The sequence below is a fragment of the Nocardia vinacea genome (assembly GCF_035920345.1).
Lineage (GTDB): Bacteria > Actinomycetota > Actinomycetes > Mycobacteriales > Mycobacteriaceae > Nocardia > Nocardia vinacea_A.
On record NZ_CP109149.1, the window covers coordinates 3,038,795 to 3,061,978 of the forward strand.

General features: G+C 65.9%; 20 protein-coding genes. 7 read left to right on the forward strand and 13 right to left on the reverse strand.

From position 1 onward, the window contains the following. Positions 1-52 precede the first annotated feature (52 nt). The 3 genes from OIE68_RS14000 to argS all read right to left on the reverse strand — a co-directional run bounded on the left by OIE68_RS14000 (position 53) and on the right by argS (position 1,991). Positions 53-1,360, reverse strand: a complete 1,308-nt coding sequence (locus OIE68_RS14000; RefSeq protein ID WP_327099810.1) for a YhgE/Pip domain-containing protein — start codon at positions 1,358-1,360, stop codon at positions 53-55. Between the two features lie 108 nt (positions 1,361-1,468). Beyond that, a complete protein-coding gene (locus OIE68_RS14005) occupies positions 1,469-1,759 on the reverse strand; it encodes a CorA family divalent cation transporter (RefSeq protein ID WP_327099811.1) in 291 nt (96 codons plus the stop codon). 10 nt (positions 1,760-1,769) lie between these two features. Next, positions 1,770-1,991 carry an arginine--tRNA ligase gene (gene argS, locus OIE68_RS14010; RefSeq protein WP_327099812.1) on the reverse strand — a complete coding sequence of 74 codons (222 nt, stop codon included), beginning with the start codon at positions 1,989-1,991 and terminating at the stop codon, positions 1,770-1,772. A 205-nt stretch (positions 1,992-2,196) separates the two neighbouring features. Here argS and OIE68_RS14015 point away from each other — a divergent pair, with 205 nt between their 5' ends. Continuing rightward, the gene (locus tag OIE68_RS14015; RefSeq protein ID WP_327099813.1) at positions 2,197-2,733 is read left to right on the forward strand and encodes a DUF3558 family protein; all 537 of its coding nucleotides are present in this window, start codon (positions 2,197-2,199) and stop codon (positions 2,731-2,733) included. A 57-nt stretch (positions 2,734-2,790) separates the two neighbouring features. Here OIE68_RS14015 and OIE68_RS14020 read toward each other — a convergent pair whose 3' ends face one another. Together OIE68_RS14020 and OIE68_RS14025 are read right to left on the reverse strand one after the other, a co-directional pair. After that, a complete protein-coding gene (locus OIE68_RS14020; RefSeq protein WP_327099814.1) occupies positions 2,791-4,038 on the reverse strand; it encodes an SPFH domain-containing protein in 1,248 nt (415 codons plus the stop codon). Further along, positions 4,039-4,470 carry an NfeD family protein gene (locus OIE68_RS14025; RefSeq protein WP_327099815.1) on the reverse strand — a complete coding sequence of 144 codons (432 nt, stop codon included), beginning with the start codon at positions 4,468-4,470 and terminating at the stop codon, positions 4,039-4,041. 223 nt (positions 4,471-4,693) lie between these two features. On the opposite strand from OIE68_RS14025, the gene OIE68_RS14030 reads away from it, so the two are divergent. The 5 genes from OIE68_RS14030 (at position 4,694) to OIE68_RS14050 (ending at position 11,443) form a co-directional block, all read left to right on the forward strand. Then, positions 4,694-5,911, forward strand: coding sequence for a DUF7373 family lipoprotein (locus OIE68_RS14030; RefSeq protein WP_327099816.1), 1,218 nt, complete (start codon positions 4,694-4,696; stop codon positions 5,909-5,911). Positions 5,912-5,968: 57 nt separating this feature from the next. Further along, positions 5,969-6,796: a DUF3097 domain-containing protein gene (locus OIE68_RS14035; RefSeq protein ID WP_327099817.1), complete on the forward strand. Its 828-nt coding sequence runs from the start codon at positions 5,969-5,971 to the stop codon at positions 6,794-6,796. A gap of 188 nt (positions 6,797-6,984) precedes the next feature. Further along, a complete protein-coding gene (locus tag OIE68_RS14040; protein ID WP_327099818.1) occupies positions 6,985-7,803 on the forward strand; it encodes a hypothetical protein in 819 nt (272 codons plus the stop codon). Positions 7,804-7,912: 109 nt separating this feature from the next. After that, a complete protein-coding gene (locus OIE68_RS14045) occupies positions 7,913-8,683 on the forward strand; it encodes a serine protease (protein WP_327099819.1) in 771 nt (256 codons plus the stop codon). Between the two features lie 297 nt (positions 8,684-8,980). Beyond that, a complete protein-coding gene (locus OIE68_RS14050; RefSeq protein WP_327099820.1) occupies positions 8,981-11,443 on the forward strand; it encodes an FHA domain-containing protein in 2,463 nt (820 codons plus the stop codon). A gap of 135 nt (positions 11,444-11,578) precedes the next feature. On the opposite strand, the gene OIE68_RS14055 is transcribed toward OIE68_RS14050, so the two are convergent. The 8 genes from OIE68_RS14055 to OIE68_RS14090 form a co-directional block, all read right to left on the reverse strand. Continuing rightward, the gene (locus tag OIE68_RS14055; protein WP_327099821.1) at positions 11,579-12,640 is read right to left on the reverse strand and encodes a ferrochelatase; all 1,062 of its coding nucleotides are present in this window, start codon (positions 12,638-12,640) and stop codon (positions 11,579-11,581) included. Positions 12,641-12,661: 21 nt separating this feature from the next. Further along, complete coding sequence (gene inhA, locus OIE68_RS14060; RefSeq protein WP_040691901.1) at positions 12,662-13,498, reverse strand: NADH-dependent enoyl-ACP reductase InhA; 837 nt, start codon at positions 13,496-13,498, stop codon at positions 12,662-12,664. Between the two features lie 72 nt (positions 13,499-13,570). Continuing rightward, a complete protein-coding gene (gene fabG1 / locus OIE68_RS14065) occupies positions 13,571-14,287 on the reverse strand; it encodes a 3-oxoacyl-ACP reductase FabG1 (RefSeq protein ID WP_040691902.1) in 717 nt (238 codons plus the stop codon). A gap of 97 nt (positions 14,288-14,384) precedes the next feature. Next, on the reverse strand, positions 14,385-15,389 hold the full coding sequence (locus OIE68_RS14070) for a VWA domain-containing protein (RefSeq protein WP_327099822.1): 1,005 nt from the start codon (positions 15,387-15,389) through the stop codon (positions 14,385-14,387). Further along, on the reverse strand, positions 15,386-16,336 hold the full coding sequence (locus OIE68_RS14075) for a DUF58 domain-containing protein (protein ID WP_327101666.1): 951 nt from the start codon (positions 16,334-16,336) through the stop codon (positions 15,386-15,388). The genes OIE68_RS14070 and OIE68_RS14075 overlap by 4 nt, the downstream gene beginning before the upstream one ends. A gap of 32 nt (positions 16,337-16,368) precedes the next feature. Further along, entirely contained in the window at positions 16,369-17,592 is a 1,224-nt protein-coding gene (locus OIE68_RS14080; RefSeq protein ID WP_327099823.1) for a MoxR family ATPase, read from the reverse strand. Between the two features lie 157 nt (positions 17,593-17,749). After that, positions 17,750-19,177, reverse strand: coding sequence for an NlpC/P60 family protein (locus tag OIE68_RS14085; RefSeq protein WP_327099824.1), 1,428 nt, complete (start codon positions 19,175-19,177; stop codon positions 17,750-17,752). Positions 19,178-19,440: 263 nt separating this feature from the next. After that, on the reverse strand, positions 19,441-20,016 hold the full coding sequence (locus tag OIE68_RS14090) for a DUF6676 family protein (protein ID WP_327099825.1): 576 nt from the start codon (positions 20,014-20,016) through the stop codon (positions 19,441-19,443). A gap of 333 nt (positions 20,017-20,349) precedes the next feature. Here OIE68_RS14090 and OIE68_RS14095 point away from each other — a divergent pair, with 333 nt between their 5' ends. Then, complete coding sequence (locus OIE68_RS14095) at positions 20,350-23,166, forward strand: aconitate hydratase (protein WP_327099826.1); 2,817 nt, start codon at positions 20,350-20,352, stop codon at positions 23,164-23,166. Positions 23,167-23,184 lie beyond the last annotated feature (18 nt).

Here is a 23,184-nt window from a genome sequence, read left to right on the forward strand (position 1 = left end):
CGAGTCGTGAGCGTTCCCATGGCTCGATCGCTCAGCCCCATGCCCGCAACGCTCATTTCGTCGCGGCAGCCTGCTCGGCGGGTTTGCGGTGCAAGCCCTTCCGGTCGTAGTACACGGTCACCACCGCGCCGACGACCAGGCCGATACCCAGACCGAGCACCGCCATCCAGCTGCCGCGCGCGAGCCCTGCAGCGCTGTTCGCATTGAAGTAGAGGATGGCGCGCAGCCCGAGAAAGACCTGATGCATGGGCTCGAAGGTGGCCAGCCACTCGAAGTACGCCGGCGTCGCTTCGATGGGCACGCTACCGCCCGAGGAGGGCAGGCCGAGCACGATGAACAGGATCAGATTGACCAGCAGACCCGCGGTGCCGAGCGCGGCCAGCACCGACAGCGCGGTCACCCCGACCGCGATAATCGCGAGCACGCAATACAGGAACAGCGCGAGCGGGTGATCGAGCGGCACATCCAATGCCGCTGCGACACCGAGGAATACCGCGGAGACGATCGGCGCGGTGACGATCAGGATCGCCCACTTCAACAGCAGGGTGCGGAAGCGGGAGATCGGCGCGGTCGGATAGTGCACGTACCACGGGCCGTACTCGGTCGGTGCGAAACCGAGGGCGGAATCGGTCATGGCGTGAATGATCATCGCACCGGTGAATCCGGCAAGCAGCACCATGATCGTGTAGAAGAACGCGGACAAACCCTGTCCGGTGCCGTCGGGCAGCGGCCGGTACGGATCGACCACCACCTGGATCGGATGGGCGAGCATCAATTGACTGGCACCCGCAAGCTGTGGCGCTTGGCCGCCCCCGGCAGGTTGCAGCTGGGTCTGCACGGTATCGGTAAGTTGTTTGCCCACCGTCTCGTCGACGCGAGTCAGCGCCTGATCGGCAATACGCTGCATGACCCCGGTGGCGAAACTGCCCGCCCGAGGGTTCGTGTGCACCGTGATGATCGGCTGTTCGACCTTGCCCGGCACCACACCGGCCGCGCCGAGAATGGCCAGCCGCTTGGTGAAGTCACTGGGGATGACGATCGCACCGTAGACCTTGCCCTGGCTCAGTTGCCGTTGCGCCTCGGCGAATCCGACAACCCGCAGGTCGATCTTGTCGGTGGGCAGGTTCGCGACGAGTGCGTCGGTGATCTGATTACCGACATTGGTGGGCTTGCCGCCGAGGGTATCGCCGTCGTCCTGATTGACCAGTGCGACAGGGAAATCGTGCAGGTTCTTGGCCGGATTGACCACGTATGCCAGATACATCGTGGCCAGCAGTGACATGAGCAGGGTGACCACGGCGATCGGGGCGATCCAGGCCCGTGGCCGCAGATGGCGGGCGGCGGTTCCGGCAATCGTCATGGGCGCACGGTAATCCGTCACGGCGGTGTTTCGGTACCGATCCGGCGTCTGTCGGTTGCTGCTCACACCGTGGTACCGACACCCATCACGGAGACCACGATCACAATCTCAGCGCCGCCAACCCTTGCGTTTGATGTAGACCAGCGGAATCACCGCCGCCACCAGGGTCATCACCGTGGTGGCGAGAAAGCCGTGCTCCCATTCCAATTCGGGCATCCAGGTGAAGTTCATGCCGTAGAAGGTCGCGATGAGGGCCGGATTGCAGCGCCACCACCCGAGCCCTGGCCCGCTCCGCAAATGCCGGATCACCATCGAATACGGTCTGCGCCGCCTTGTACAAGCCGTCAGTGCCGAAACCGCCGACGTATCGCCGCTCAGCTCATCGTGACGCCAGCGCACCCCGGGATGCTCATCCCCGATATTGGATCATCATCCCGAACTGAGTCCCCCAGTCCGCCAAGTGATTCTGTCGAATCACCACAGCCTCCCGCCCACTTCGCCACCGCAAGCGTCCCATTCGACTGGAAGTCCGCGCGCTCGGAACGTCGCACCATCGGATCCGTCCCCAACAGCGCCGAGCCCGACCGATCGCCGCGGTCACAGCCCCGGCAACCCGATCGAGCAGCGGCATACCCCGAAATCAGCCACGCGCAGTCCCTCCTGTCTTTGTGGACCGTGAGTATGCAGCGCACCCACTGCCTCGCCGAACCATTTTTCGCTGCCGACGCCGACCGGGCCCCTGAGCAGGCAGCAGTGCCGAAACCGCCCTGCCTGCGGACCGGCCGGTAGCCTCGACGGGTGGCCGAGGGCCTCGGTGTTCGAAGAAGGGAGCCGATGTGACCGCGTTCCGTGTGCGTAGCGGACTGGCCGTGCTGGCTGCCGCAGGACTGCTGACCGGCTGTTCCGATAAGGCCGCGCCGGACGCCCAACCGGCCTCTACCCCGACGGCCAGCTCATTGGCGAACTGCACACCGCTGACCGAAGAGCAGATCAGCCGCGCCGCGCAGGCCGACACCCTCACCACCGACCACCGTCCGCCGCTCTGCGTCTGGCGCGCACAGCGTGGCGCCGATGAATCCGATCTGACCTTCACCTACATCGACCGCGAATCGCTCCAGCAGACATGGCAGCGGGCCGAGAACGACGGTTTCCAGACCGAACATCTGACGATCACCGAACAGATCTTCGGCGCGACCGTCACCGCGACCGGCTTCTACATCCGCAATCCACACGATCCAGGTGACTGCTCGGTCGCAGCCGCGGACAACGGCACTATCGTCTGGCGCGTCCAAAACCATTCCCACACAACAACACCCGACCCCTGCGCCATCGCACTCCAATTGGCAACGCTGACCATCGATCTCGCGCCCTAGGCATCGAACAAAGCACCCCGTACCTCGACGAGATCCGGGGTGCCTGTGGTTCACCGACTACTGCGACGGCGGCTGCCAGGGCTGCCCCTGCGGCCCGTCCGGGCGATACGGCGGCTGATGCGGCGGAATCTGATTGGGCGGGGTCTCCTGCTGCGCTGGCATGACCGGCTGGTGCGGGGACAATTGGGTCCGGGTCACCGGGGTCGCCACGCCCTCGACCGATGCCCGGGCATCGGCCTCCGCGGCGCGCACCGCCTGTTCGATGGCCGGATCGCGGGCCGTATCGAACCAGCCCTCGACATCGGAATCGTCCTCCGGCTTGCTCTCCACATCGTCGGCCGGGGCGGGCTCGTAGCGGAATACGCCGTCCTCGCCCTTGGTCGCGAAGTTCTGGGCGAAGCCCTCGAGCGCCTTGCCGAAATCGCTCGGCACCAGCCACACCTTATTCGCGTCACCACGCGCGACCAGCGGCAGGGTCTGCATGTACTGGTAGGCAAGTAGTTCCGGCGTCGGCTTGCCGGATTTGATTGCGGCGAAAACCTTTTCGATGGCCTTGGCCTGTCCCTGCGCGTTCAGGTAGGCGGCGGCACGCTCACCCTGGGCGCGCAGAATCCGGCTCTGCCGTTCACCTTCGGCCGCCAGGATCGAGGACTGCTTGGCGCCCTCGGCGGAGAGAATCTGCGCCTGCTTGGCGCCCTCGGCCGTCTTGATCTGCGATTCGCGGGTGCCCTCCGCGGTGAGGATCATGGCGCGCTTCTCGCGGTCGGCCTTCATCTGCTTCTCCATCGACTCCTGGATCGACGGCGGCGGATCGATGCTCTTGAGTTCGACCCGCGCGACGCGCAGCCCCCACCGGCCGGTGGCCTCGTCGAGCACCCCGCGTAGCTGACCGTTGATCTGATCGCGGGAGGTCAGCGTCTGCTCCAGGGTCATGCCGCCGACCACATTGCGCAGGGTGGTAACGGTGAGCTGTTCGACGGCCGCGATGTAGTTGCTGATCTCGTACACCGCCGCCTGCGGGCTCGTCACCTGGAAGTACACGACGGTGTCGATATGCAGGGTCAGGTTGTCCTCGGTGATCACCGGCTGCGGCGGGAAGGACACCACCCGCTCGCGCAGATCGACCTTCGCGCGGATCCGGTCGGCGAAAGGCACCAGGAACGTCAGCTGGCCGGAGACTGTGCGCGAATATCGGCCTAGTCGCTCGATGACGGCCGCCTCCGCCTGTGGCACCAGGGCGATCGACTTGAAGACCACCACCACGACCAACAGCACCAGCACGGCGGCAACGATGAGCACAGCCATTTACGGCTCCTTCCAGACGACGGCGGTCGCGCCGTCGATCTTCATGACGTACACCGTGGTTCCTTTCGGATACTCGACCGTCGAATCGAACGGCCGCGCGGTCCACTCTTCGCCACCGATTTTGACCAAGCCGCTGTGCGCGGCGACCGACTCCAGCACCAGCGCCTGCTTACCCGGCAGCGCATCGACATTCGTCGGGATCGGCGGCGGAGTTCCGAAGCGGCGCCGCAGAACTGGTCGCACCCCGAGCAGCAGCACCAGCGCCAGCACCGCGAAGACCACGGCGTCGGCGACCAGCCCGGTATCGGCCACCGCACCGACTCCCGCGGTGCCGAGCGCGGCGACGCCCAACATCAGCAGCGTGAGGTCCCCGGTGAGCATCTCCGCCGCCGCGAGCAGCAGGCCCGCGACCAGCCAAACGATTGCGGCCACAGCCCCACTGTAGTGGTCCGAACCACTTCTGTGGCGCGACAAACCCAAGATCACCGGCGGCGGTTCGACGCGCCCCATGCCGTGCTGCTCAGCCATCGAAACCGAAATGACTGTGCGCCTGATGATTTCGAGCGAAACAGGACGCAGCGGCAATCCGCTGAACCAATCCGGCTCCGCATCCGTAATCGCAACGACATCGCGTACGAAGGACGAGGAACCTGGCATGTTTCGGAGATCACGCACCGTCATTTCGGCTGCCTGCGTCGCGGTAATCGGTCTGCTGGCCGGGTGCGGCATCACCGGTATCCCGGTCGCGGCCGAACCCGATGTTCGCAAGCTGGAGATCGGCGATTATCCGGTCGACAAATACCGCTACGACCAGGACTCGCACGGCAATGGCGCACTGCTGGAAGGCATTCGGATGGCCGAGGCGGTGGTACCGACAAGCCGCATCGATCCGAAATTGACCTTCGGTGTGCTCGGTGGCGTCGTATCCGATAACCAGGAGGCGGCCGACTACTACACCGGCAGCGCGTCGATACCGGTGCTCGAGCGACGCAAGATGCTGGTGGCCTACGGCGCGGTCGGGGCAGACCGGCCCTATGAGCCGTTCCAGATCGATCAGCGCGGCCCCGGACCGGACGTCACCATCATCTCGCAGCTGCTGATGCGCTTCCCGAACGCGACCGAGGCCGAACAGGCAGCACGCGAACTCGAAGCCGCCGACTTCGCGGTCTCACCCGATCAGAACAAGCGGCTCGAGCTGGACAAATATCCCAATGCCCACACCCACTGGCGGCCCGATGTCGCCAATATCGGATCCTTCATCGCCGACAAGGAATTCGTCCTGCAGGTATTCATCCAGCGGCCCAAGGCCGATGAACGCGATCTACTGGGCTGGCTCGGCAACACCTTCGACGCCGAACTCGCCGTCGTCGACAAATTCCGGGCCACCCCCGTGGACCAGCTCGACGACTTGAAGGTCGATCCGGACGGGCTGTTGGCCCGCGCTGTCGTCCGCGACCGCCGCAACCACACGCTCGACCTGCGCGAATTCAGTGTGTACGGCCCGGCCATCGTCGTGCACACCGCCACGAATCAGGCCACCGCGCAGCGGATGATCGACGAAACCGGGCTGGACGCCTGGGCGATCGCGGACGACACCATCGTCTATCGAGTGCGCGACGAGGCCTCGGGGCCGCACCTGGTCAACGAGCTCATCGCGCGCTCCGGTGACGAATACGATCCGATCGATGCGCCAAGGGATGTGCCCGGCGCGATCTGCCAGCGGCTCAATCGGCGTGGCGATACCGATAAGCAGTTCGAGCACAGCTGCTACGTCACCTATAAGCGCTATGTCGCGAACGTCAACGGCGATAACGAAGCCGACGTTCGGCAGCAGGTGGCGGCGCAGTATGCGCTGTTCGCCAATAGTCTGTGACCGGCACACCAACTCGCTTGCGCCGCAACCCGAACCGGCGGTGCTATTTTCGGGCGGGTGAGCGGGCGTGAAATGTATGGCGGCGATATCTTCTCCGGACATTCGCGATCGAAGAAGCGAACCGTGCCGACGGTGGTCGCCGAACGCGACCTCGTGGTGGAGGATGCGGCGACCGGATTCTGCGGTGCCGTGGTCGGATTCGATCGCAGCTATGACGGCGAATTCGTCAAGTTGGAGGATGCGCGCGGTGCCGTGCGGCTATTCGCATTGCGCGAGGCCGCATTCCTGATCGACGGTGCACCCGTCACGCTGGTCCGGCCCAAGGCCGCGGCGCCGAAGAAGCCGACCCGGTCGGCGTCGGGTTCGACTCGGGTGGAGGGGCTGCGCGCGCAGGTCGCGAAGACGAGCAGGATCTGGGTGGAGGGCGTCCACGATGCCGCATTGGTGGAGCGGGTCTGGGGGCACGATCTGCGGGTCGAGGGCGTGGTCGTCGAACATCTCGAGGGTTTGGACAATCTGGCCGAGTGGCTGACCGAATTCGCGCCCGGACCGGGTCGGCGGGTCGGTGTGCTGGTCGACCATCTGGTCACCGGTTCCAAGGAAACCCAGCTGACCACCGGCCTCGGTAAGTATGTGCTGGTCACCGGGCATCCCTATATCGATGTCTGGCAGGCTGTGCGTCCTGCGGCGGTCGGTATCGAGGCGTGGCCGGAGGTGCCGCGCGGCGAGGATTGGAAGACCGGCATCTGCCGTCGGCTCGGCTGGGGCACACCGCAGGAGGGGTGGCGGCGGGTCTTTAACGCGGTCGAATCCTTCCGCGATCTGGAATCCCCCCTGATCGGCGCGGTGGAGCGGCTCATCGACTTCGTCACCGAACCGGAGTGACCATCGCTATCGGGTCCATTCGCTGAAATCATGTCCCACTCCGCGGTATTCGGCCCGCACGCCAACGGCGGCGGCGCGCCCGCCGTTGTGGTACTCGCGGTACCGGGCGGCGGATCGATGCGCGCAGCTCACCGGGGTATCCGGCATGGACGCCCCCGAGTCGCAACCCTCCTTTATGCTCGATAATTATGTGCTCTCCTAGTGCCACGCTGACGGTGTGGGCCGGCTCCTGGCTGGCCGGTTGCAGCGCGCCCGACGACATCCTCGAGGCGCTGTACGCCTGGGCGCCGCGGCACACCATCGCCGCAGGCGATCCGTTGACCGGCGGCCGCGACGACCTGCCGTGGTCTTCTCGCGACAATCTGTCCGGCACCGGAGTCATGGCGCTGCTCAAGGTGATTCGCGAGGCGATGACACAACCCGGTGCGCAGCTGCGCTTGGTGCTGCCGGTGCCCGGCGATGTGCGCGGACTGCCCACTGGAACAGCCTTCGCCGCTGATGCGATCGAGGCGGGCGAGGGAATGTTGTTCGGCGTACCGGGCGAGGAGGGCACCGGATTGATCCCGCAGTGGCCCGACGACGACACGCTGCAGTGGACCGTCTACAGCACCCCGATTCCGGCCGCGCCGGGACAGGATATGTCGCTCGGCGAGGCGGAACACACGATGCGCGAAGCGGTACGCGACGCCGCCGACGCCCTCATGCGCCTGCACACCACCGCCGCGGGCGCGACCGTCGATTCCGACCCCCGCGAACTCATCGAGGCCGAGCTCGCGGATTACTCCCGCCACGATTATCCGGATTCGATCCCGTTGCGCGCCAGGCGAATCCTCGACAGCGCCGACCACGTCGCCGCCATCCTCACTGTCGCCCAACGCGAACCGGCCTCCTCCCCGACCTCCGCCACCGCCATCGGGGCCCAGGAAGACCTCCTACGTCCATTGTGGGATGCGATCCGCGCTGCCAGGTTGGTGGCGGTGCACGCCGCGGCCCGAGGCAATTCGTAAATCAACGACGGTCGACGCATGCGGGGCCGCCGGTCCCTGAAGGCGCGAGAACGCCGGCGTCCTCTGGTTGAATAGGCGGACCGATCGCCTAAATCATCCGGGAGGCGGCATGATCCGTATACCTCGCATTGCCGCGACTGTGACCGCCGCATTCCTCATCGGTCTCGGCGCGCCCGCCGTTCCCGCCACGGCGATCGTGGGCGGAAATACCATCGAGGCGAGCGCCTACCCGTGGCTCGCCGCCATCGGCAGCCCGTTGTACTTCCCCCGGCCCTCCGGGCAATTCTGCGGCGGTGCGCTCATCGCCCCCGATCGGGTTGTGACAGCGGCGCACTGCGTCGAGTTGGCCCGGCTGCTGCCGCAGGCGATCACCGTAACCTTCGGCCGCACCGACCTGCGCTCGCACGACGGAGTCACCGTGGGGGTCAAGGAGATTCGCATCCACCCGGACTTCCGGGAAACCGATTTCGAGGGCGAGAGCGTGCACCACAATGATCTCGCGATCCTCATCCTCGACGAGCCGAGGCCGGGGCCGTTCCTGGAAATCGCCGCGCCACAACGTGATCCGCGCGCATACGGCGACACCGCGACCATCGTCGGCTGGGGCGCGACCAGCGAGAACGACACGTCGAATACGCTCCTGCGCTCCGCCACCGTCCCGATCGTCCCGAACACCACGTGCGCCGCCGCCTTTGGCTCCGCGTTCGACCCCGCCGATATGTTTTGCGCCGGATCCACCGACGCCGACACCGCCGAATACGACAGCGGCGACCCACTTCTCGCCTCGGGCCGCCTGCTCGGCCTCACCTCTTGGGGTAAGGGCAGCGCCCGCCCAGGATTCCCCGGCGTCTACGCCTACCTCACCGACCTGAGCTTCTGACCGTCACCCGACTCCGCTATCCCAATGGACCGACGGTTGACGCCCACGGAAACGTCTTCATCGCCGATCTCACCAACCGGGTGCCAGAGCTGGTGGCCGGGGCGAACACCGCGATAAAGCTTGCCTGAACTGGTCACCCGATCGGCGTTCGTGTCGACGATGTGTATTCGGCGGCGGTGCTGCCGACGGCAACCCATCCGGACCCGTCGGGAGTGTCGCCGCAATCGTCGGTCACCTCGCGATACCGATCGCCAGCAACCCGCCAGCACAAGCACGGACCCGTCGTATACTCACCTCATGGCGGATAAACCGTCCTCGACGGATTCCCTCCCGGCACCGGTTCTTGTGGTGCACACGAGGGACCGGGTCTATCGGCTACGCGCCGGAGATGCATACAACGTCGGTCGCGATCCGGCAGCCGACATTGTGGTGAGCGATCCACGCGTATCTTCGTTACACGCCGTTCTCGAGCAGGGTGCGGACGGTTGGGAAATCGAGGACGCGGGCAGCCTGAACGGCACCTTTTTCGACGGTCACCGCGTCGCGCGGATGCTGATCGACCATGACGAGACGTTCCAGCTCGGTCACGCCGTGGACGGCGAGCAGTTGGCCTGTTCCATAGAGGGACAAGAAGGACAACCCGGCGCCGAATCCTATGACGATATCGGGGGAGACACGATGGTCGTCCCCGATCCCGGCTACAACGTCGAGGATGACGCAACGATCACGAAGTTCCAGGAGGGTCGGCCCCGGCAAGTTTCGCGATCGTCATCTTCGGTGACCCGCCCCAGCGCGGTTGTCCAGATCACCTCGCCCACGCTTCGGATCGGACGCGCGGCCGACAACGACATAGTCGCGCATGACCTCATGCTCTCCCGCCATCACGCCGAGCTGCGCACGATCGACGACGGCAGGTACCGGATCGTCGACCTCGACAGCCACAACGGCACCTACGTCAACGGCCACCGGATCGACGCCGCGGACCTGTCCGAATCCGATTTGATCGGCATGGGGCACACCACGTTCCGGCTGGTCGGCGACGAGCTGCGCGAGTTCGTCGACACCGGTGACGTGTCGATCTCGGTGCAGAACCTCACCGTGCGGACCCCTGAGGGCAAGGTGCTCCTCGACAGGGTGGGCTTCCCTATCTCGCAGCGCTCGCTTGTCGGGGTCATCGGGCCCAGCGGAGCGGGCAAGTCGACGCTGCTCGGCGCGGTCACCGGGTTGCGGCCGGCGACGGAGGGGACGGTCCGCTACGACGGACGCGACCTGTACACCAACTACGACGAACTCCGGCACCGGATCGGGCTGGTCCCGCAGGAGGACATCCTGCACAACCAGCTTCCGACGCGGCGCGCGCTGCTCTACGCGGCCGAGCTGCGCTTCCCCGGTGACACACGCAGCGAGGAGCGCGAGCAGCGGGTCGACGAGGTCCTCGACGAACTCGGCTTGGCGCGGCACGCCGATACCCGCATCGATAAGCTCTCGGGCGGTCAGCGCAAACGCGTGAGCGTCGCAGTGGAGTTGCTGACCAAACCGTCTCTGTTGTTTCTCGACGAACCGACCTCCGGCCTCGACCCGGGCCTGGACAAAACGGTCATGGAAATGCTGTCCGAACTGGCACACGACGGGCGGACCGTCATCGTCGTTACGCACAGTGTGGCGAATCTCGATTCCTGCGACCGCCTGCTGGTCCTGGTGCCCGGCGGTCGGCTGGCCTATTACGGGCCGCCCGAGGAGGGGCTGCAGCAGTTCGCACAGCGCACTTGGGCCGAGGTGTTCCAGGCATTCGACCGCGAGGAAGACCGCGATTGGGCCGGTGAGTTCCAGACGTCGTTACGCTTCGAGAACTACGTGGCGGTCGGACTGACCGACGATGTCGGCCCAGCGGAAGTGCACCCACCGGCCCCGCCGCCCGCGCAGCAGTCCAAGCTTGCCCAGCTCAGTACCTTGTGCCGGCGATATCTGGCGGTGATCGCCTCGGACCGAAGCTATATGGCGCTCCTCGGCGTGATGCCCATACTTCTGGGTGGCTTGATCGCTGCAGTGCCGTCGGGCGAGGGATTCGCCGGGCCGGCGGGATCCAACGTCGACGCCCCGACCAAGCTCATGGTTTTGGCGTTCGCGGCCTGCTTCGTCGGCACCGGCAACTCGATTCGCGAGATCGTCAAGGAGCAGACGATCTATCGCAGAGAACGCGCGGCAGGCCTGTCAGCAGGGGTCTATCTGATGTCGAAACTGCTGGTCCTGGGCGTGATCACCACGCTTCAGGCGGCGGTGTTGGTCCTGATCGGAACCATCGGCGTGGATATGCCGCCCAAGGGGCTTTTCACGATCGTCGAGCTGGAGCTGATCCTGGCGATGGCGCTGCTCGGCATCGCATCGCTGGCATTGGGCTTACTGGTGTCGGTGTCGGTGAACACCTCGGAGAAGACACTGCCGCTGCTGATTGTGCTGTCGATGGCACAACTGGTGCTCACCGGCGGGCTGGTGCGGCTCCCCGGCACACTCGGCCTAGAGCAACTGGCCTACATATCGCCATCCCGTTGGGGGTTCGGTGCAGGAGCCGCCACCCTCGACCTCGACACCCTCTCACCGCACACGGGCGCAGCCGACCCGCTGTGGAAACACACCATCGGCACGTGGCTGCTCGACATGGGAGTCGTCGCCGGGCTAGGGGCCGTCTTCGTCGCGCTGGCGTGGTACCGCCTTTATCAGCTGCGTCCACGGCGACGCGGTGCCCGCAAGGCGAGGCTTTGACGCCCAGTGACGCAACCCGGCGGCTCTGGTTCGCTCGCCGAGCGCAGTCGAAACGCGGCACGACACGCCCTGCGGCACCGCCATATGTCTTCCTCGACGGATCTCGATTACCTCAGAAGCTAGCTGGACGCGGCACTAGGTTGCCGCAGCAGGGCGACGCGGCGGGGTGCAGCAGTCGATTGCACAGGGGGCACCGTTGACGGTGCAGCCGTAGCCTGGAATGTCGCCGAGTCGGCGTGGCGATTTACCGGTCAGGTGCTCGTTGATCAGTTCGACGACCAACCGGGCGAAGCGGGGGTCCGTGCCGGGGGTAGCGGCCCTGGCGAACGCCATGCCGAGTTCCTCGGCCTTCTCCCTGGCTTCGTTGTCCAGATCCCAGATGACCTCGAGATGATCGGAGACGAACCCGACCGGGCAGACCACGACCGCATCCACGCCCTTGCCGGACAGATCCTCGAGATGATCGACGATATCCGGATCGAGCCAAGGGATCCGCGGTGGCCCGGAGCGGGACTGCCACACCAAGTCATAATCGGCGAATCCCGTTGCAGCGGCACATAATCGGGCTGCCTCGGCGACCTGACGACTGTACAGACGGCCACCATCGGCAGGCGGTCCCGCGGAAATATCGGCCGACACCGGTATCGAATGCGCGGTGAAAACCAGCCGAGCACCTTCCCGGCGCTCGGCCGGAAGCGAATCCACCGCGGCACGAATCGCCGCCGCAAACGCCTCGATCAACAGCGGATGATCGAAGTACTGCCGCAACTTCACCAGTTCCGGCGCATCCGGCCCGAAAGCCGCACGCGCCCTTGCGATGTCCTCGTCGTACTGCAGACAGCCGGAGTATCCCCCCCATGCCGAGGTCGGGAACACCAATGCCGACCGCACACCGTCGGCCGCCATGCGCGCGACGGTGTCCTCGACCATCGGATCCCAGTTGCGGTTACCGAAGTACACCGGCAATTCGATTCCGACACCAGCCAATTCGCGCTCCACCGCGGCGATGATGTCGCGGTTGAGCGCATTGATCGGGGAGACACCGCCGAAGTGCAGGTAGTGCTGCGCGACCTCGTCGAGACGCTCGCGCGGCACACCCCGCCCCCGAGTGACGTTCTCCAGGAACGGCATCACGTCCTCGGGCCGCTCGGGACCGCCGAACGACAGCAGCAGCAGGGCGTCGGCGGCCCGAACCACGGTGTCTCCCTTCGGATTACCTCAGTTGATCGACATATTCTCCGGGAACCAGGTGTTGTGGCTGGCTCCGCCGTCGACGTAGATGATCGAACCGGTGGTGCCCGGCAACCAGTCCGAGAGCAGCGTGACGATCGACTTCGCCACCACGGTCGGATCGTCGACGTCCCAGCCGATCGGCGACGCGCCGTCCCAGTAGGTGTTGAGCTGGTTCAGCTTGGCGGCATCGTCGGTCGCAGTGCCCGCGATGGCCTTGGCCGCGAGGGTCTTGATCGGGCCCGCGGCGATCAGATTCGAGCGAATCCGCTTGGCGGTGCCGACCTCGCGCGCCACATACCGGTTCACCGACTCCAGCGCGGCCTTGGCCACACCCATCCAGTTGTAGAACGGCATCGCGGTGCGCGGATCGAAATCCATGCCGACGAGCGAACCGCCCTCGTTCATCACCGGCAGCACGGCGCGGGCCAGCGAGGCGTAGCTCCAGGCCGAGATCTCGAAGGCTTTGGCCGCATCCGGACCGGGACCGTCCAGGAACGGACGCGCCTCCGGGCCCATCAGCGTGCGCGGCGCGAAGGCGATCGAATGCAGCACACCGTCGAGGCCGTCCGGCGCGAGCTCACGGACCTTATCGGCCAGCGCGACCAGATCCTCCTCGTTGGTGACATCGAGCGGGATGGCCGGGGCGACCTCTTGCGGCAGCCGCTTGGCGATCCGATCGATCAACCGCAGCCGCTCCGGAATGCCGGTGATGATCACCTTCGCGCCCTGCTCCTGCGCGACCGCCGCCGCGTGGAACGCGATCGACGAATCGGTGATGATGCCGGTGATCAGGATGGTCTTGCCTTCGAGCAATCCGCCCATGGGTTTTCGGTTCTCCTGTAGTCGAAGTTCAACTGGTTACACGACCGCCGAACACGCCGGCTGTCGGTTGGGTCAGTGGCCCATGCCCATGCCGCCGTCGACCGGGATCACCGCGCCGGACACGTAGCGCGAATCCTCGGAAGCGAGGAAGCTGACCACGGCCGCGACATCCTCGGGCTCGCCGAGCCGCTGCAGCGGAATGAATTTCTTCGCCATATCGCGCAGATCGTCGGGCAGCTCAGCGGTCATATCGGTCTCGATGAAGCCGGGCGCGACGACATTGGCGGTGATCGAACGCGAACCGAGTTCACGGGTGACCGAGCGAGCCAGACCGATGACACCGGCCTTGGACGCGGCGTAGTTGATCTGTCCGGCCTGACCGGCAAGACCGACCACGGAGCCGAGGAAGATCATACGTCCCCAGCGTGCCCGCAGCATGGCGCGGTTGGCCCGCTTCGCGCAGCGGAACGCACCGGTCAGATTCGCATCGATGACCTTGGTGAACTGCTCCTCGCTCATCCGCATCAGCAGGGTGTCGTCGGTGATGCCCGCATTGGCGACCAGCACCTCGACCGCCCCCTGATGCTGCTCCACTTCGGTGAAGGCAGCATCGACCGAATCACTGTCCGTCACATCGCATTTCACACCGAACAGACCGTCCGGAACCCCCGAACCACGATGCGTGACGGCCACCTTGTGCCCGTCGGCAAGCAGACGCTGTGCGACCGCGAGTCCGATACCGCGGTTGCCACCGGTCACCAGGACCGACCGGGATGTGATGTTCGACATGAGGACCAACCTATCTGTTCGGGTTCGTGCGCCACGCCCGGGCCACACATAGTGCTCTATATAGAACCGGGCGCGTCGCGACGGCAGGCATTGACGACTACGGCAGGCGTTGACGATAGAGCAAGCCGATAACTACACCGGCAGCGACAACGAGCATGCCGAGCAAAAGCCATGGTCTGCTGGCATCGCCCCTGGTCATCTCGTAACCGATCTGCTCTTCGAGCGTGTCGTAGACCGCGGTCAACTCGGTCAGGCTCGAGGCGGTATAGAAATCGCCGCCGGAGAGTTTGGCGATCTCGCGCAACGCATCGTCGTCGACAGGCACCTTGACGCGCTGGGCACCTTTACCGTCCTGGTCCGGAATCTCCACCGTGCCCCATGAGGTGCCGAACGAAATCGTCGACACCGGAACACCTTTGTTCTTGGCAAGGCGGGCCGCGGTGAAACCGTGCCGTGGATTGTCGACATCCTTGTCGTCGGGCACGGTCTGCTTACCGTCGGACATCAGCACGATGCGTGCGGGCGGCGGCGTTTCCGCACCACCGAGCACGGTGGCGATGGTGTCGATCGACTGCAGCGCGGTGAGAATGCCCTCACCGGTGGCGGTACGCTCGGCGAGTTTGATGTTGTCGATTGCCGCCTTGACGGCCTCGCGGTTCGTCGTCGGCGGCACCATCACCGAGGCGGTGCCCGCGAAGGTGACGAAGCCGAGATTGATACCGGGCGGCAGCCCGTCGACGAATTCCTTACCGGCCTTCTGCGCCACCTTCAGGCGCGACGGCGGCACATCGGTCGCCTCCATGGACAGCGAAACGTCCATCACCAGAACGACTGTCGCGCGATTGCGCGGCACCTTCTTGACCGCCGTCGGCCCCGCGGCCGCGATGGTGAGGAACACCAGACCGACCAGCATCAGCGCGATCGGCACATGCCGCATCGGACTCGGCCGCGACGGGGCGACCTTTTCCAGCAGCTCCATATTGGTGAACTGCAGCATGTGCCGGTGGCGGCTGCGCTGAACGAGGATGTAGCCCAACGCAATCAGCACGACCACGGCAAGGAAACCGAGCCAGATCAGCGCGGTGAAATGCGAAATACTCACTGGCGCGGCGCCCGTCCGCTCGGGGCGCCGAATGCGTGGCGCCGGGTGGACACGAACCGGACGACGTCGGAGATCCAGTCCCGATCGGTCTGCAGGGTGAGCACCGGTGCGCCGCAACTGCGCAGGGCTTGTTCGACCTGAACGCGATGACGCTCGGCAGCGGCCGCGAAATCGGCGCGCAGTGAAGGCGTCACACTGAATTCGCGGGTGCGCCCGGTCTCGGGATCGTGCAGCACCACATCACCCACATCGGGCAGCGACAGATCGCGTGGATCGAGCACCTCCACCGCGAGCAGATCGTGGCGCGCGGAGATGGCGCGCAGTGAGCGCTGCCAATTGATATCACCGAGGAAGTCGCTGATGACCACCGCGAGTCCGCGCTTGCGCTGCGGGCGGCGCAGCGATTCGATCGCCTCGCGCAGATCGCCGCGCACACCGTCAGGGGCATGCGGCGTCGTCGCGATCTCACGCAGCATCGACTGCGCGTGCACTCGGCCGCTGCGCGCGGGAATGCGGGTCAACTGCTCACCGGTCGCGACGACCGCGCCGATTCGATTGCCGCCGCCGCTGGTGAGGTGGGTGATCGCCGCAGCGGCCGCGACGGCCAGATCGCGCTTCTGACACAGCGCGGTGCCGAAGTCGAGGCTGGCCGACAGGTCGACCACCATCCAGGTCTCGAGTTCCCGGTCCGCGATCATCTGCCGCACATGCGGATGGGTGGTGCGGGCGGTGACCGACCAATCCATCTGGCGCACATCGTCGCCCGGCTGATAGGTCCTGGCCTCGCCCGGCTCTGAGCCGGGGCCTGGAATCAAGCCGAGGTGATCGCCGTGCAGAACACCGTCGAGCCGACGACGGACGGTCAGTTCCAGCGTTCTGAGCGCCGCCGTCAGCTTGGGGTCGGACAGTTCGCCCGATCGGAAAGACGGTGGTGCATGTGGAGACATCGGCACTGGTGGAACCGGATCCGATGCCGAGGTCACTTCGGCTGATTATTGCCGGCGGCCGGAGACATCTGCGCGACCGGCGGCTGCGGCACCGCATCCTGGGGGGCGGGCGGCTGCGGGATCGGCGGCTGTGCGCCGTGCGGACCCATGGCGGGCGGCGCGGCCGGAACGGGTGCGGCCGACGGCTGCACCCCTGCTCCATGGGGGGCGACCGCCTGCGGCGCGACCTGCGGCAGGCCGACGGTCTGCAGCACGCGCTTGATCACATCGTCAGGGCTGATCTCATCGGCGAGCGCGTCGTAGGACAGCACCAGACGGTGGCGCAGCACATCAGGAATAACCTCCACGACATCCTGCGGCACCACATAGTCGCGGCCGCGGATGAGCGCGACGGCGCGGGCCGCGGCGATGATGCCGAGGCTGGCGCGCGGCGAGGCGCCGTAGGCGATCCAGCTCGCCACATCCTGCATGCCGAATTCGCCGGGCTTGCGGGTCGCCGCGATCACCCGGACCACGTAGTCGACCAGCGCATGGTGCACGAACGTATTCGCGGCCACCCGCTGCAGGCGGATCAGCTCGGACGGCTCGAGGATCGGCTTGGCCTCCGGCGGGGTGACACCCATCCGGTAGATGATCTCGCGCTCTTCCTCCACCGACGGGTAGTCGACGACGACCTTGAACAGGAAGCGGTCGCGCTGCGCCTCGGGCAGCGGGTACACGCCCTCGCTCTCGATCGGGTTCTGAGTCGCCATGACCAGGAACGGGTCGGGCATCGGGTAGGTCTTGCCGCCGATCGACACATGCCGCTCGGCCATCACCTCGAGCAGTGCGGACTGCACCTTGGCCGGCGCGCGGTTGATCTCGTCGGCGAGAACGAAGTTCGCGACGACCGGGCCGAGTTCGGTATCGAATTCCTCGCGGCCCTGGCGGTAGATGCGGGTACCGATCAAGTCGGTGGGCACCAGATCGGGGGTGAACTGGACGCGGGCGAACGAACCACCGACCACCCTGGCGAAGGTCTCCACCGCAAGGGTTTTGGCGATACCTGGCACACCCTCGAGCAGTACGTGGCCGCGTGCGAGCACCCCGACGAGCAGCCGTTCGACGAGCCGATCCTGGCCGACGATAACGCGCTTGACCTCGTATATCGCCTTCTCCAGGGTCTGGACGTCACGCTCCAGGGTGCTGGGTGCGGGAGCAGCGGCCTCTTTCGCCAAGCTTGCCCCGCTCACACCGTCCGTCGAAGTCACCAACATCCCCGCTTTCGCTTTGGTCCTGTGCGTGCTGCCACAACTATTCCAGGTAATGGCCGCATATGCCGCAACCGGACCCGAGATCATGGCAAATCAACAGGTTCGCGGTCGGGTTCGGGGCGTGCGGCCCAGCCTGGGGGTTACCGGACGAGCCTAGGGGTTACGAGACGATCCGCACCGCGTACGGCATGATGCCGCCTTCGCGCACCGGCGACACCCGTACCACCTCGCCGGATTGCGGCGCCTCCACCATCTTCCCGTTTCCGAGGTAGAGCGCAACATGTTCGCTGCCGTTCGGCCCCCAGAACAGCATGTCGCCGCGGCTGCGCTCGTCGACAGGCACTCTGGTGCCCGCGTTGTATTGATAGCCGCTGTAGTGCGGCAGTGAGACGCCGATACCCGCGAAGGCGTAGATCATCAGACCCGAGCAGTCGAAGCCGACTTTGTTGTAATCGCCGTAGCTGTCGGCGACACCGCCGTCGCGGATGCCGAGGGTCGGGCCGTCCTCGTCGCCACCGCCCCAGGCATAGACGACGCCCAGCTGCGACATGGCCCTATCGACCACGGTTTCGATCGCCTCGGCGCCGCCGATGGACGGCATGGTCGGCCCGGTGGCGCGCGGCCTGGTCTGGCGCGGCGGCGGCGAATCCTCCATCTGGATATGCGGCCGCCTACCCTCGCCCGCCTGCGCCGCGCGGTCCTTGGCGGCCTGGTCCTGGGCCGCACGAGCCGCGGCGGCCGCGGCGGCCGCGCGGATGGCGGCCTCCTCGGCCTTGCGCTGTTCGTCCCAGGCCAGATAGACCTCGCGTTGGCCTTGCAGCCCGGCCACATTCGCGCGCGCCTGGTCGAGGCGGCCCTGCGCCACCGTGCGCTCGCGGAGTAGGCCCTCCCGCTGCGCCGCCTGCTGATCCTGTTCAGCCTGCACCGCGGCGACGGCGTTTTCGGCGTCGATCTTCTTCTGTTCGGCCACCGCGGCGGCCGCGTCGGCGGCCGATTTCGCTTGGCGCGCACTGGCATTCCTATTGCCCTGTGCTATCTGGGCGCGGCGCAACGCGTCGAGCACCGACTGCTGATTCTTCGATACCAGCGTGAACACCTGGGCCCGGCTGAGAGCGACATCCGGTGTGGCCGAGGACAGATAGGTGACCATCGAGGTCGCGGCGGGCCGGGTGTACGCCTGCACCGCGAACTCGTCGAAATTGCGCCTGGCCTGGTCGACTTGGGTTCCGGCGGTGCTCAGTTCGCGTTGGGTCTGCACCACCGCGGCCGCGGCGGCGTCGGCGGCGTCGCGGGCGTCCTGCAGATCGACGAGGGCCTTGTTTACCTCTTCGCGCTTCTGGGCGATCGCGGCGTCGAGTTCGTGCAGCTTCTGATCCGTCACCGCGACCTGGTTGATCAGCGCGCCGACCTCGGCAACTCTGGTGTCGACTTGCGCTCCCGCGTCGGCGATCTGGCTATCGCTCGGGTTGGGTGGGGCAGACGGCACCGCGGCGACCGGTCCGGCCGTGACGAGCACGGCGGCAGCGACCAGCAACCCCAGAGCGACCCACAGCGGACGCCGAGAACCGGCAACGCCGTTGTTGCGCATCGCACCTCCCAAGGACCCGACCAGGCTTAACCTCACGAGCCCCCTGCGAACCATCACGCTCAGTGGTGCACAGATAGCTCTCTGAACACTCTTTCCCCATCAGTAACCATTCGAACCGTACGACACATCATTCACCAAAGAAACTCTGGCAACAGAACTACAGCCGCGTAATTTGGCAGTTGCCGAGAAATAGCCGTACAGGTACGAGGATTCAGCCGGAAAAACAAACCGACCGACAGGAAAAGTAACTGAGCGGATACTCGCTACGAGGTGAGATCCCGGTCGTCGCCGCGACCCGAAACCTCGACCGGCACAGCCCGCCCGGCAGAACGGCGGGACTTCACCCAGTAGAGTCCCCCGACCACCACCGCCGTGCCTACAAGCAACACACTGGTGGTCACGGTCCAGGAGAACGTCTGCGGCCGCTCCAGCTGATCGACGAAAAGCTGCGCCGCCTGCGCCGAATGCCCCTGCGTGCTCTTGGACAGGTCCTCGGCCCGCTCGAGCTTCACCCGGCTGATCGAATCGCTGTAGGTGCCGACCCAGTCGTCGCTCAGTACCACCACGGTTCCGTGCTCGGTCTTGCCGACCTCGGTGGCGAGGTCACGTAAATTGGAGTCGTGGCCTGGATTACCGGGAATCACCACGATGCTGAGCTCGATGCCGTGGGCACGAGCATCGGCGACGACCGCCTCGAGTGCGTCCTGATCCTTACCCTTCGGCGTGGCCACATGATTGTCGACCACATCCTCCTTGATCTGGGTCAACGTCTTGTCGTCGATACCAGGGGGGAGTTCGGCGCGCATAGGCGTGAACACCGAGGTGTGCGAGACGGTCATCTTCCATCCGGTCTGTCGAGCCGCATCGGCACGCGAGGCGACGGGCATCCAACACTGCAGGGGAACCGGTGCAGGCCCACCGGTCACCCCGAACAACTCGAAAGCACAGTACGCGACGGAGTGTCGGACCACCTTCGGACGGCGCGTTCAACGGCACCCGCGCGTTTCACAGGACAAGCGTACTGTTAGGATCGAGGCTGCGAGGAACCAGTACGTTCCAGCGCTGGGACCCTCCGAACACGTAACCGTAGCGACTGCCTGCAAGTCGCTCGAAAAAACCAGCCGCGGGCACAGCCCCGCCCGCGGCAACCCTCACAGACGAGTGGAGCTGACGTGACGACAAGTATCGATACTTTCGGCGCCAAGGGCACCCTCGAGGTCGGAAGCAACTCCTACGAGATCTTCCGTCTCTCGGCCGTGCCCGGTACCGAAAAACTCCCCTACGCACTGAAGGTCCTCGCGGAGAATCTGCTCCGCACCGAGGACGGCGCCAACATCACCGCCGATCACATCCGCGCCATCGCGAGCTGGGATCCGTCGGCTCAGCCGAACACCGAGATCCAGTTCACCCCGGCCCGCGTGATCATGCAGGACTTCACCGGTGTGCCCTGCATCGTCGACCTGGCCACCATGCGCGAGGCCGTCACCACCCTCGGCGGCGACCCGAGCAAGGTCAACCCGCTCTCCCCCGCCGACATGGTCATCGACCACTCGGTCATCCTCGACGTGTTCGGCCGCGCCGACGCCCTCGAGCGCAACGTCGACCTGGAGTACCAGCGCAACGGCGAGCGCTACCAGTTCCTGCGCTGGGGCCAGGGCGCCTTCGACGATTTCAAGGTCGTCCCGCCGGGCGTCGGCATCGTGCACCAGGTCAACATCGAATACCTGGCCCCCACGGTCATGGTCCGCAACGGCCAGGCCTACCCCGACACCTGCGTCGGCACCGACTCGCACACCACCATGGTCAACGGCCTGGGCGTACTGGGTTGGGGCGTAGGCGGTATCGAGGCCGAGGCGGCCATGCTGGGGCAGCCGGTCTCCATGCTCATCCCGCGCGTCGTCGGCTTCAAGCTGACCGGTGAGATCAAGCCGGGCGTGACCGCCACCGACGTGGTGCTCACCGTCACCGATATGCTGCGCAAGCACGGTGTGGTCGGCAAGTTCGTCGAGTTCTACGGTAAGGGCGTCGCCGAGGTGCCGCTGGCCAACCGGGCCACCCTGGGCAACATGAGCCCCGAATTCGGTTCCACCGCAGCGATCTTCCCGATCGACGGCGAGACCATCAACTACCTGCGCCTCACCGGCCGCACCGACGAGCAGCTCGCGCTGGTCGAGGCGTACGCCAAGGAACAGGGCCTCTGGCACGACGCCGACGACGAGCCCGCCTACTCGGAGTACCTCGAGCTGGACCTGAGCACCGTGGTGCCGTCCATCGCCGGTCCGAAGCGTCCGCAGGACCGAATCCTGTTGTCGGACTCCAAGACCGCGTTCCGCAAGGACATCCACAACTACACCAACGACGCGGAGTCCGGCCCGGCCGCCGCCACCCCGCACACGCATCTGGATGAGGCCATCGAGGAGTCCTTCCCGGCCTCGGATCCGGCCGTGCTGTCCTTCGCCGACGACGACGCGATCCTGCCGTCCGCCGCCAACGGCAGTGTCGGCCGTCCGTCCAAGCCGGTCAAGGTCTCCGATCCGGAGCGCGGTGACTTCGTGCTCGATCACGGCGCGGTCGTGGTCGCGGGTATCACCTCCTGCACCAACACCTCCAACCCGTCGGTCATGCTGGGCGCGGCCCTGCTGGCTCGTAACGCGGTCGAGAAGGGCCTGTCCTCCAAGCCGTGGGTCAAGACCAACATGGCCCCGGGCTCGCAGGTCGTCTCCGACTACTACGAGAAGGCCGGTCTGTGGCCGTACCTGGAGAAGCTGGGCTTCTACGTGGGCGGTTACGGCTGCACCACCTGCATCGGTAACACCGGTCCGCTGCCGGAGGAGATCTCCAAGGCGATCAACGACAACGATCTGTCGGTCACCGCCGTGCTGTCCGGTAACCGCAACTTCGAGGGTCGTATCTCCCCCGACGTGAAGATGAACTACCTGGCCTCGCCACCGCTGGTCATCGCGTACGCGCTCGCGGGCACCATGGACTTCGACTTCGAGACCGACGCCCTGGGCAAGGACACCGACGGCAACGACGTCTTCCTGAAGGACATCTGGCCGTCCCCGCAGGAGATCGACGACACCATCAAGTCGGCGATCAGCCGGGATATGTTCACCAAGTCCTACGCCACCGTCTTCCAGGGCGACGAGCGCTGGCAGGGCCTGAACACCCCTGAGGGCAACACCTTCGCGTGGGACGAGAACTCGACCTACGTCCGCAAGGCGCCGTACTTCGACGGCATGGATATGGAGCCGGCTCCGGTCGAGGACATCAAGGGCGCGCGCGTACTCGCGCTGCTCGGTGACTCGGTCACCACCGACCACATCTCCCCGGCCGGTCCGATCAAGCCGGGCACCCCGGCCGCGCAGTACCTCGACTCGCACGGCGTGGAGCGCAAGGACTACAACTCCCTGGGCTCGCGTCGCGGTAACCATGAGGTGATGATCCGCGGCACCTTCGCCAACATCCGGCTGCGCAACCAGCTGCTCGACGATGTCTCGGGCGGTTACACCCGCGACTTCACCCAGGACGGTGGCCCGCAGGCGTTCATCTACGACGCCTCGCAGAACTACCAGGCCGCGGGCATCCCGCTTGTCGTGCTGGGCGGTAAGGAGTACGGCTCGGGTTCCTCGCGTGACTGGGCCGCCAAGGGCACCTCGCTGCTGGGTGTGAAGGCCGTCATCACCGAGTCCTTCGAGCGCATCCACCGCTCGAACCTCATTGGTATGGGTGTCATTCCGCTGCAGTTCCCGGCCGGCGAGTCGGCCGCGTCGCTGAAGCTGGACGGCACCGAGACCTTCGATATCGAGGGCATCACCAAGCTGAACGAGGGTGCGACTCCGAAGACCCTGAAGGTCACCGCCACCAAGGAGAACGGTGATGTCGTCAGCTTCGACGCGGTGGTCCGGATCGACACCCCCGGTGAGGCCGACTACTACCGCAACGGTGGCATCCTGCAGTACGTGCTGCGCAACATGATTCGCGGCTGAACGACTGTGCTGTAGTAG

Excerpts from the sequence above, each read along its gene's own strand:
- OIE68_RS14000 (WP_327099810.1), bottom strand. The coding sequence starts at position 1,360 with ATGACGATTGCCGGAACCGCCGCCCGCCATCTGCGGCCACGGGCCTGG.
- argS (WP_327099812.1), bottom strand. The coding sequence starts at position 1,991 with ATGCCGCTGCTCGATCGGGTTGCCGGGGCTGTGACCGCGGCGATCGGT.
- OIE68_RS14020 (WP_327099814.1), bottom strand. The coding sequence starts at position 4,038 with ATGGCTGTGCTCATCGTTGCCGCCGTGCTGGTGCTGTTGGTCGTGGTG.
- OIE68_RS14030 (WP_327099816.1), top strand. The coding sequence starts at position 4,694 with ATGTTTCGGAGATCACGCACCGTCATTTCGGCTGCCTGCGTCGCGGTA.
- OIE68_RS14040 (WP_327099818.1), top strand. The coding sequence starts at position 6,985 with ATGTGCTCTCCTAGTGCCACGCTGACGGTGTGGGCCGGCTCCTGGCTG.
- OIE68_RS14045 (WP_327099819.1), top strand. The coding sequence starts at position 7,913 with ATGATCCGTATACCTCGCATTGCCGCGACTGTGACCGCCGCATTCCTC.
- OIE68_RS14050 (WP_327099820.1), top strand. The coding sequence starts at position 8,981 with ATGGCGGATAAACCGTCCTCGACGGATTCCCTCCCGGCACCGGTTCTT.
- inhA (WP_040691901.1), bottom strand. The coding sequence starts at position 13,498 with ATGGGCGGATTGCTCGAAGGCAAGACCATCCTGATCACCGGCATCATC.
- fabG1 (WP_040691902.1), bottom strand. The coding sequence starts at position 14,287 with ATGTCGAACATCACATCCCGGTCGGTCCTGGTGACCGGTGGCAACCGC.
- OIE68_RS14075 (WP_327101666.1), bottom strand. The coding sequence starts at position 16,336 with ATGTCTCCACATGCACCACCGTCTTTCCGATCGGGCGAACTGTCCGAC.
- OIE68_RS14080 (WP_327099823.1), bottom strand. The coding sequence starts at position 17,592 with ATGTTGGTGACTTCGACGGACGGTGTGAGCGGGGCAAGCTTGGCGAAA.
- OIE68_RS14085 (WP_327099824.1), bottom strand. The coding sequence starts at position 19,177 with ATGCGCAACAACGGCGTTGCCGGTTCTCGGCGTCCGCTGTGGGTCGCT.
- OIE68_RS14090 (WP_327099825.1), bottom strand. The coding sequence starts at position 20,016 with ATGACCGTCTCGCACACCTCGGTGTTCACGCCTATGCGCGCCGAACTC.